Here is a 9,539-nt window from a genome sequence, read left to right on the forward strand (position 1 = left end):
GGCCGGGCGCGAAATGCCTGTTCGGGTCGAGGATGCCAGATCACCATCCACTCCTTGTAGGCCGATGGTCACCAGGAGTGGTCTGAGCCTGACTCGCGTAGGTTTGCCGGACGATGACCGACACCGCCCTCACCCCCGCTGAAGACCGCACCCGCACCCGCCCGATCCGGGCCAGCGCCGGTGCCGTCGCCACCACCGTGGCCTGCGTACTGCCCGTCTTCCTTCTCGGCGGCCTCGCCGTGCAGATGGGAGCCGACCTCGACTTCTCCCCGGCCGGGCTGGGCCTGGCCGTGTCCGTCTACTTCGGCGTGAGCGCGCTGGCCTCGGTGCCGTCGGGCCGGCTCGTCGAGCGGTACGGGCCGGCAGTGGTGGCCCGCAGCGGCATCGTGCTGGCCTCCGGGTCCATGCTGGCCGTGGCGGTGTTCGCCCGCTCGTACGAGGTGCTGCTCGCCCTGCTGGCGCTCAGCGCCGCAGCGAACGCCCTCGGCCAACTCGCCAGCAACGCAGCGCTGGCCCAGCACGTGCCCCCGAACCGGCAGGGGCTGTCGTTCGGTGTGAAGCAGGCGGCCATTCCGGTCTCCACCCTGCTGGCCGGCGCGGCGGTGCCCACCATCGCGCTCACCGCCGGTTGGCGCTGGGCGTTCGTGGCCGCAGCGGTCGCGGCGCTGACGACGCTGCCGGCCGTACCCCGGCAACTGCCCGGCCGGGACCGACGGGCCGACGCGGCACGCGCGGGCCGGGCCACGACGGCCCTGGTGGTGATCGGCGCGGCGGCGACGTTGGCGGCGGGCGCGGCCAACGCGCTGGGCACCTTCCTGGTGGACTCGGCCGCCGCCCGGGGTCTGTCGCCGGGCCTCGCCGGCCTCACCCTGACGCTGGGCAGCGCGGTCTGCGTGGCCGCCCGGGTGGGTGCCGGCGGACTGGCCGACCGCCGGGCCAGCGGGCACGTCGCCCTCATCGCCGCGATGCTGGTGGTCGGGGCGGCCGGGCTCGGTCTGCTCGCGGTGGCCGGTCCGGTGCCGTTGGTGGCCGGCGTGGTGCTCGGCTTCGGCCTCGGCTGGGCGTGGCCCGGCCTGGTGAACTTCGCGGTGGTCCGGCTGCATCCGCAGGCTCCGGCCGCCGCCACCTCGATCACGCAGACCGGGGTGTACGCGGGCGGCTGCCTCGGCCCGCTGAGCCTCGGCCCCCTCGCCGCCCACTTCGGCTATCCGACCATGTGGGTCACGGCGGCGGTGGCGATGCTGCTCGCCGCCGCCCTGATGCTGATGGGCAGCCGCCTACTGACAGCCGCCGCACCCCCAACCCGCGCGTGACCATGAAGTTGTTGCCCGATCACACGACGTGTCGGGGCGGTAACTTCACGATCAACCGGGGGACGGACCGGATGGGAGGTTAGCTGGTGCGGTCGGCGATGTAGTCGCAGAGCGACTCCAGCGCCTGGCGGGACGCGCTCGCCGGGAGCGGCGCCAGGCGCGCGCGGGCGTCCTCGGCGTAGCTGCGGACGGTCTCCCGGGCGCGCTTGAGCGCCGGGCTCTCCCGGAGCAGCCCCAGGGCCTCGGCGTGCAGCGCGTCGTCGGTCAACGGGCCGGTCGCCAGGATCTCCCGCAGCCGCACCGACGCCGCGTCGGAGTCGTCGGCCGCACGGGCGTAGAGCACCGGCAGCGTCGGGACACCCTCGCGCAGGTCCGTGCCGGGCGTCTTGCCCGACTGCACCGACTCGGACGCGATGTCCAGCAGGTCGTCGGTGAGCTGGAACGCGACGCCGATCGTCTCGCCGTAACCGGCGAGCGCCTCGACCTGCTCGGCGGGGGCGCCACCGAACATGCCGCCGAACCGGACCGACGTGGCGATCAGCGAGCCGGTCTTCTCGGCGATCACGCTCAGGTAGTGCGCGACCGGGTCCTCCCCGGCGCGCGGGCCCACCGTCTCCGCGATCTGACCGTGCACCAGCCGGGCGAAGGTGCGCGCCTGCAACCGGACGGCCTCGGGGCCCAGATCGGCCGCGATGTCCGCGGCGCGGGCGAAGAGGTAGTCGCCGACCAGGATGGCGACCGAGTTGGTCCAGCGCGAGTTGGCGCTCGGTGCGCCCCGCCGCACGGCGGCCTCGTCCATCACGTCGTCGTGGTAGAGGGTGGCCAGGTGGGTGAGCTCCATCACCACGGCCGCCGGGACCACCTGCGCGCCCGACGGATCGCCGAACTGTGCGCCGAGCGCCACCAGCAGCGGCCGGAACCGCTTCCCGCCGGCCTCCAGGAGGTGCCGGGCAGCCTCCGTGACGAACGGGTCGGCGCTGGCCACACTGGCGCGCAGCTCGATCTCGACCGCGTCCAGCAGCCCCAGCACGGACGCCTCGACGCGGGGATCGGCAAGATGAAGGCCGAGCGCGCCGAACTGACTCGTGCTCGCCCGACCCCGGCGACCGCCGGAACCGGTGGCACCTGAACGCTCGCCAGCCGGAATCACCACACCATCAACCATGCCACACCCGTTCGACCTGCTCCGGGTCGGGGATACGCAGCGGGGGCCGGCACGCGTCCGCGCGCCGACCCCCGGTGTCCGAGGTACGTCTCACCGCACGAATTCTGCGGCTCCGGTAGCCAGGTCGAGCAACGGACCAGGGGCGACACCCAGCACCAGGGTGGCCAGCACGCCGACCATCAGCGCGGCGGACGTGAGGCCGCCCGGCACGGTGACCGTCGGCGTGGACTCGCCCGGCTCGGACAGCCACATCATCACCACGACCCGCAGGTACGGGAACGCCAGCACCATGCTGGTCAGCACACCCGCGATGACGAGCCAGGCCTGACCGCCGTCCAGCGCCGGCCCGAAGACCGCGAACTTGCTGGTGAAGCCGCTGGTCAGCGGAATACCGGCGAACGCGAGCAGGATGAACGTGAACAGCCCGGCGTAGAACGGCGAGCGCCGCCCCAGCCCGGCCCAGCGGGACAGGTGGGTGGCCTCGCCGTCGGCGTCGCGCACCAGGGTGACCACGGCGAACGCGGCCAGCACCGAGAAGCCGTACGCGACCAGGTAGAACATCGTGCCGGAGAGCCCGTCCCGGCTCGGCGCCAGCACACCGACCAGCAGGTAGCCGGCGTTGGCGATCGAGGAGTACGCGAGCAGCCGCTTGATGTCCGTCTGGGTGACCGCCAGCACCGCGCCGACCAGCATGGTCAGCACCGCCACCGCACCGAGCACCGGCGTGAAGTCCCAGCCCCCGCCCTCGAACGCGACGTGGAAGACGCGCAGCAGCGCGCCGAACGCCGCGACCTTGGTGCAGGCGGCCATGAAACCAGTGATCGGCGTCGGCGCACCCTGGTAGACGTCCGGCGTCCACACGTGGAACGGGGCGGCGGCGGCCTTGAAGAGCAGACCGATGGCGAGCAGCGCCATGCCGGCGAAGAGCAGCACCTGGCTGGCCGGCGACTCGCTGACCGCCGCGTTGACGGTGGCGAAGTCGACACCTGCCGAACGGCCCGGAACACCTGCGGTGAAGCCGTAGATCAGGGCCACCCCGAACAGGAAGAACGCCGAGGCGTACGCGCCGAGCAGGAAGTACTTCATCGCCGCTTCCTGGCTCAGCAGACGCCGGCGGCGGGCCAGCGCGCAGAGCAGGTACAGCGGCAGGGAGAAGACCTCCAGCGCGATGAACATGGTCAGCAGGTCGTTCGCCGCCACGAAGATCAGCATGCCGCCGATCGCGAACGTGATGAGCGGGTAGACCTCGGTGAGCCCGTTGCGCCCCTCGGCCTGCTTCCGGTCGTCGGCGGACTCGGCGGTCACCGCGGCCTGGGCGACGAACGCGCCGCCCCGCTCGACGGTACGGTCACCGATCAGCAGTAGCGCCATCGCGGCCAGCACCAGGATGGCGCCCTGGAGGAAGAGCGTCGGCCCGTCCACCGCGATGGCCTGACCGGCCGTGACGAGCCGGTCGTCGGCGTTGAGGACCACCATGGTCAGCGCGGCGAGGACGGCCAGCAGCGCCAGCGTCAGCTGCACGACGTGCCGCGAGCGCCGCGGCACGAACGCCTCGACGAGCACACCGAGCAACGCGGTGCCCAGCATGATCATGATCGGGGCGAGTGCCGCGTAGTCGAGCGACGGCAATTTCAACTCGGTCACTGGGCCAGCCTTCCGTTCGCGACTGCGCAAGCCTCTGCCCGCGACTGCGGGGCTCGCTCCGCTCTCTCCTCACGCGGGCGACGGGGGCTCCGCCTCGCTGCACTCCTCGCGCTCACCGCTGCGCCTCCTGGACGGTGCCGCCCACGGACGGGGCCGGGTCGGTTCTGCCGATGTCGTCCATGGTCGCCTGGACGGCCGGGTTGATCACATCGGTGACCGGCTTGGGATAGAAGCCGAGCAGCACGATCAGCGCGATCAGCGGGGCGACCACCACCTTCTCGCGCAGGTTGAGGTCCCGGCGCATCCCGTCGACCTCGGTCAGCGCCGGATTGAGCGTGCCCTGCGTGGTGCGCTGCACCATCCACAGCACGTACGCCGCCGCCAGGATGATGCCGACAGTGGCGATGACCGCCACCGGCTTGTTCACCGTGAAGGTGCCGATCAGCACCAGGAACTCGGAGATGAACGGCGCGGTGCCGGGCAGCGCGAGCGAGGCGAGACCGGCGAAGAACAGCACGCCGGCGAGCACCGGGACCAGCTTGCCGGCGCCACCGAAGTCACTGATCAACGACGAGCCGCGCCGGGAGATCAGCATGCCGACCACCAGGAACAGCAGGCCGGTGGCCAGACCGTGGTTGAGCATGTAGAGCACCGCGCCCGTGCCGGCCTGCGTGGTGAAGGCGAAGATGCCCACCCCGATGAACCCGAAGTGCGCGATCGACGTGTACGACACGAGCCGCTTGAGGTCGTTCTGGCCGACCGCCAGCAGCGCCGCGTAGATGATGCCGATCACGCCCAGCGCCAGCGCCCACGGCGCGAACCACTTCGACGCCTCCGGGAACAGGGGCAGGCAGTAGCGCAGGATCCCGAACGTGCCGACCTTGTCCAGCACACCGACCAGCAGCGCGGCGGCGCCCGCCGGGGCGGCGCCACCGGCGTCGGGCAGCCAGGTGTGGAACGGGAAGAACGGGGCCTTGATGGCGAACGCGAGGAAGAAGCCGAGGAACAGCCACCGCTCGGTGCCGGTGCTGATGTCCACCTGCGACAGCGCCTGCCAGTCGAAGGTCTTCCCGCCGACCACCCAGAGGCCGATCACCGCGGCCAGCATGAACAGGCCGCCGACAAGCGAGTAGAGGAAGAACTTCACCGCCGCGTACTGCCGCTGGTGACCGCCGTAGCTGCCGATCAGGAAGTACATCGGCACCAGCATGACCTCGAAGAACACGTAGAACAGGAAGACGTCGGCGGCCGCGAAGACGCCGATCATCGTGCTCTCGAGGATCAGCAGCAGCGCGAAGTAGACCGGAATGGACCGCTTGGAGGACTCCGCGTCGTGCCAGGAGGCGAGGATCACCAGCGGCACCAGCACCGCGATCAGCATGAGCATCACCAGTGCGATGCCGTCGGCGGCGAACGTGAAGCTGACGCCCCAGTTCGGGATCCAGGTGTACGACTCCCGGAACTGGAACCGGTCACCGCCCGCGTTGAAGCTGACCCACATCACCACCGAGAGCACCAGCACCAGCAGCGACCAGACGAACGCCACCTGCTTGGCCAGCTCCGGCCGGTGGCGCGGCAGGAAGGCCACCACCAGGGCGCCCACCAGCGGCGCCACGGTGAGCACCGAGAGGAACGGGAAGTTGGACATTATGCGGCCTTACCTCCGTCGTGGATGCGTGGTCCGCCGGCGGGGGCGGGCGTATTCAGGTCGATCACGCCAACCACCCCGCCTGCACCGCCAGGAACGCCGCCATCACCAGCAGCGCACCGGCCAGGATCGAGGTGGCGTACGAGCGGACGAAACCGGTCTGCAGCCGCCGGAGCCGGCCCGAACCGCCGCCGACACCAGCAGCGAGACCGTTGACCAGCCCGTCGATGCCCCGGTTGTCGAGGAAGACCAGCGCCCGGGTGAGGAAGATGCCCGGCTTCTCGAAGACCGCCTCGTTGACCGCGTCGGTGTAGAGGTTGCGGCGGGCTGCGGTGACCAGCACGCCGGCCGGCTGCGGCGCGGTGGCCGTACCGGCCCGGAACAGGAACCAGGCCAGTCCAGCGCCGAGCACCGTCACCAGCAGCGACAACGTGGTGATCACGAGGTGCGAGAGGACCGGCTCGTGCTCGGCGTGCTCACCGCCCAGACCGGCGGTGGAGGTCAGCCAGTCCGGAACGGACGTGGAGAGCAGGAAACCGGCGCCGACCGAACCGACAGCCAGCAGGATCAGCGGGATGGTCATCAGCTTCGGCGACTCGTGCGGGTGCTCGATGTCCTCGGTCCACCGCTTCGGGCCGTGGAAGGTGAGCACGAACAGCCGCGTCATGTAGAACGCGGTCAGCCCCGCGCCGAGCAGCGCCGCACCACCGAAGAGCCAGGCCGTCCAGTCGTCCCGCTCGAAGGCGGCCACGATGATCGGCTCCTTCGAGAAGAAGCCCGAGAACGGGAACATGCCGATGATGGCCAGCCAGCCCATCATGAACGTCAGCCAGGTGACCTTCATGTACGTCGACAGCCCACCGAAGCGGCGGATGTCCACCTGGTCCTTCATCCCGTGCATGACCGAACCGGCGCCCAGGAACATGTTGGCCTTGAAGAAGCCGTGCGCCAGCAGGTGCACGATGGCCAGCGCGTACGCGCCACCGCCCAGGCCGACGCCGAGGAACATGTAGCCGATCTGGCTGACCGTCGACCAGGCCAGCACCCGCTTGATGTCGTCCTTCGCCGCGCCGATGATGCAGCCCATCAGCAGGGTGAGCGCACCGACGCTGACCACCACGAGCTGGAGCGTCGAGTTGGCGGAGAAGATCGGGTTCGACCGGGCGATCAGGTAGACGCCGGCGGTGACCATGGTGGCGGCGTGGATGAGCGCCGACACCGGGGTGGGGCCCTCCATCGCGTCCGGCAGCCATGCCTGGAGCGGGAACTGGCCGGACTTACCGGCCGCACCGAGCAGCAGCAGCAGGCCGAGCACCAGCACCGTGGTGCCGGTCAGCGCGCCGACACCGTTGAACACCTCGTCGTACTGGGTGGTGCCCAGGGTCGCGAACATGATGAAGATGCCGATGGCGAGGCCGGTGTCGCCGACCCGGTTCATCAGGAACGCCTTCTTGCCGGCTGTGGCGGCGCTCGGCCGCCCGTACCAGAAGGAGATCAGCAGGTACGACGCCAGACCGACGCCCTCCCAGCCGAAGTACAGCATCACGTAGTTGTTGCCGAGCACCAGCAGCAGCATGGCCGCGACGAACAGGTTGAAGTACGCGAAGAACCGGCGGCGACCCGCGTCGTGCGCCATGTACTCGACGGCGTACAGGTGGATCAGGAATCCGACGCCGGTGATCAGGAGGACGAAGACCGCGGCCAGCGGGTCGAACAGCAGGCCGAAGTCGACCCGCAGGTCACCGACCGCGATGAAGTCCCAGAGGCTCAGCTCGGCCGACTTGTTCTCCAGGCCGCGCAGCTGGAAGAAGGACGCCAGCCCGAGCACGAACGCGGCCCCGATGGCCGCGACGCCCAACCAGTGCCCCCAGCGGTCGGCCCGCCGGCCGAGCAGCAGCAGGATGGCCGCGCTGACCAGCGGGATCGCCACCAGCAGCCAGACGCTGCCGAGCAAGCCCGTGGCCTCTGCGTACTGCACAGTCTCTTCCACTCGCTTGCCCCTTAGTACTTGAGCAGGTTGGCGTCGTCGACACTCGCCGAGCGCCGGGTCCGGAAGATGGACATGATGATCGCGAGGCCGACGACGACCTCGGCCGCGGCCACCACCATCACGAAGAACGCCATGATCTGGCCGTTGAGGTCACCGTTGATACGGCTGAAGGTGACCAGCGTCAGGTTGGCCGCGTTGAGCATCAGCTCGACACACATGAACAGCACGATCGCGTTGCGCCGGACGAGCACCCCGGACGCGCCGATGGTGAACAGCACCGCCGCCAGCACGAGGTAATGATTGGGTGTCATCGCTGGGCCAGCCTTTCGTTCGCGACTGCGGGGCTCCGCTTCGCTGCACTCCTCGCGCTCACCTGTCGGTCCCCTTCAGCGTGGTCTCCTGCGCGGTCAGCTCGCGGACCGGCAGGATGTCCGGCGTGCTCCGCTCGGTGAGCCGGCCGTCCGGCAGCCGTGCCGGGGTGGCCACCGAGGAGGAGGTGGCGAAGACGCCGGGGCCCGGCTTGGGTCCGGGGTAGTTGCCCGGCGCGAAGCGCGCCCGCATGGTCGACACCTGGTCGACCTTGTCCTGCTTACGCCGCTCGATGTGCGCGAGCACCATGGCGCCGACCGCCGCGGTGATCAGCAGCGCCGAGGTCAGCTCGAACGCGAAGACGTACTTGGTGAACAGCAGCCGGGCGATGCCCTGCACGTTGCCTTCGGCGTTGGCCTGGTCCAGGCCGACCGCAGTGGTCTTGTCCATGGCGTTGTAGACGGCGGTGCCGACCAGGCCGGCGAAGCCGAGGCCCAGCAGGATCGCGGCGACCCGCTGGCCGCGCAGCGTTTCGATCAGCGAGTCGGAGGCGTCCCGGCCGACCAGCATCAGCACGAACAGGAAGAGCATCATGATCGCGCCGGTGTAGACGATGATCTGCACCATGCCGATGAACGGCCCGGCCTGGAGCACGTAGAACACGCCCAGGCAGAGCATCGTGAGCACCAGCCAGAGCGCCGAGTGCACCGCGTTGCGGGCCGCCACCATCCCGATCGCGCCGATGAGCGCGAGCGGCGCGAGGATCCAGAAGGTGACCTCCTCGCCGCCGGACACACCGCCCGCCGCGGCCAGCACCGTAGACGTGGTCATGCTCCCTCTCCCTTGCCGGCCGCCGCGCGCTGGGCGGCCTGCTCGGCACCCGGGAACGTCACGCCGGGGTGCTCCTCGACCTGGTAGCGGCCGGGACCCATGGGGGACGTCTCGGCACCGGCGGAGGTGCCCGGGTTGTCCAGCGCGCCGACGTAGTAGTCCTTCTCGCTGTCGCCCAGCCGCATCGGGTGCGGCGGCTGCTCCATGCCCTCGAGCAGCGGAGCGAGCAGCTGCTCCTTCGTGAAGATCAGGTCCTGCCGGTTGTCCCGTGCCAGCTCGTACTCGTTGCTCATCGTGAGCGAACGGGTCGGGCAGGCCTCGATGCAGAGCCCGCAGAAGATGCACCGCGCGTAGTTGATCTGGTAGGTGCTGGCGAACCGCTCACCGGGCGAGAAACGCTGCTCGTCGGTGTTGTCGCCGCCCTCGACGTAGATCGCGTCCGCCGGGCAGGCCCAGGCGCACAGCTCGCAGCCGATGCACTTCTCCAGGCCGTCCGGGTGCCGGTTGAGGATGTGCCGCCCGTGGTAGCGCGGCGCCGACACCGGCGGCTTGAACGGATAGTCGGTGGTGACGACCTTCCTGAACATGTGCGAGAAGGTGACACCGAATCCCTTGAACGTTCCGGTGATCGCGCCCACG

The 9,539-nt window shown here is 70.2% G+C and carries 8 protein-coding genes; 1 reads left to right on the forward strand and 7 read right to left on the reverse strand.

Features of this window, described 5'->3' with window-relative positions; translation table 11 throughout:
- Positions 1–113 precede the first annotated feature (113 nt).
- Positions 114–1,313 (forward strand): MFS transporter, encoded by a 1,200-nt coding sequence (locus AB0B97_RS06500; RefSeq protein WP_357491184.1) that lies wholly within the window; start codon positions 114–116, stop codon positions 1,311–1,313.
- Between the two features lie 79 nt (positions 1,314–1,392).
- On the opposite strand, the gene AB0B97_RS06505 is transcribed toward AB0B97_RS06500, so the two are convergent.
- From AB0B97_RS06505 to nuoI, 7 genes are all read right to left on the reverse strand, one after another.
- A complete protein-coding gene (locus AB0B97_RS06505) occupies positions 1,393–2,478 on the reverse strand; it encodes a polyprenyl synthetase family protein (RefSeq protein WP_234584573.1) in 1,086 nt (361 codons plus the stop codon).
- Positions 2,479–2,568: 90 nt separating this feature from the next.
- Positions 2,569–4,122, reverse strand: coding sequence for an NADH-quinone oxidoreductase subunit NuoN (gene nuoN, locus AB0B97_RS06510; protein WP_234584574.1), 1,554 nt, complete (start codon positions 4,120–4,122; stop codon positions 2,569–2,571).
- 112 nt (positions 4,123–4,234) lie between these two features.
- Complete coding sequence (locus AB0B97_RS06515; RefSeq protein ID WP_234584591.1) at positions 4,235–5,770, reverse strand: NADH-quinone oxidoreductase subunit M; 1,536 nt, start codon at positions 5,768–5,770, stop codon at positions 4,235–4,237.
- A gap of 64 nt (positions 5,771–5,834) precedes the next feature.
- Entirely contained in the window at positions 5,835–7,760 is a 1,926-nt protein-coding gene (nuoL, locus tag AB0B97_RS06520) for an NADH-quinone oxidoreductase subunit L (RefSeq protein WP_357491187.1), read from the reverse strand.
- A gap of 11 nt (positions 7,761–7,771) precedes the next feature.
- Complete coding sequence (nuoK, locus tag AB0B97_RS06525) at positions 7,772–8,071, reverse strand: NADH-quinone oxidoreductase subunit NuoK (RefSeq protein WP_357491189.1); 300 nt, start codon at positions 8,069–8,071, stop codon at positions 7,772–7,774.
- Between the two features lie 58 nt (positions 8,072–8,129).
- Positions 8,130–8,900, reverse strand: coding sequence for an NADH-quinone oxidoreductase subunit J (locus AB0B97_RS06530; RefSeq protein ID WP_357491191.1), 771 nt, complete (start codon positions 8,898–8,900; stop codon positions 8,130–8,132).
- Positions 8,897–9,538 carry an NADH-quinone oxidoreductase subunit NuoI gene (gene nuoI, locus AB0B97_RS06535; RefSeq protein WP_234584599.1) on the reverse strand — a complete coding sequence of 214 codons (642 nt, stop codon included), beginning with the start codon at positions 9,536–9,538 and terminating at the stop codon, positions 8,897–8,899. Before nuoI ends, AB0B97_RS06530 begins: the two co-directional genes overlap by 4 nt.
- Position 9,539: the final 1 nt, after the last annotated feature.

The organism is Micromonospora sp. NPDC049004, from assembly GCF_040649315.1.
Taxonomy (GTDB): domain Bacteria; phylum Actinomycetota; class Actinomycetes; order Mycobacteriales; family Micromonosporaceae; genus Micromonospora.